This is a genomic window from Neobacillus sp. Soil_C_43, assembly GCF_057656715.1.
Genome location: NZ_JBDGJV010000047.1, coordinates 1 through 437, shown reverse-complemented (window position 1 = coordinate 437; position 437 = coordinate 1). Strand labels below are relative to the sequence as shown.

General features: G+C 38.2%; 1 protein-coding gene. It reads left to right on the top strand.

Annotation, left to right across the window (positions count from 1 at the left end):
* A partial coding sequence (locus tag AC3A54_RS25510) for an aminopeptidase (RefSeq protein WP_487656674.1) occupies positions 1 to 437 on the top strand: 437 nt, incomplete at both ends.

Sequence of the window (437 nt, the reverse complement as noted above, 5' to 3'; positions counted from 1 at the left end):
GCAGATAAGGTTTTTCCAGGCGAAACAAATAGCTTAGACAAACTTTGGGATGCAATCTTCAATTCAGTACGTATAGGGGAAGTGGAACCTGTAAAGGCATGGAAAGATCATATTGGAAACTTGCTCCAAAAGTCTACCTATCTCAATGAAAAGAAATATAAGAAGTTACATTACAAAGCTGAAGGAACAGATTTATCGATTGAGCTTCATCCCCGACATCTATGGAAAAGTGGTGGAAGCCAAAATCGACATGGTGTTCAATTCGTTGCGAATATGCCAACAGAGGAAGTATTCACTTCGCCATTACGTTCAGGTGTTAATGGTTTCGTTTCGAGTAAAAAACCACTTAGCTATGCAGGGAATTTAATTGATGAGTTCAAATTAACTTTTGAAAATGGTCGAATTGTTGAAATCACAGCTAAGAAGGGCGAAGAAGT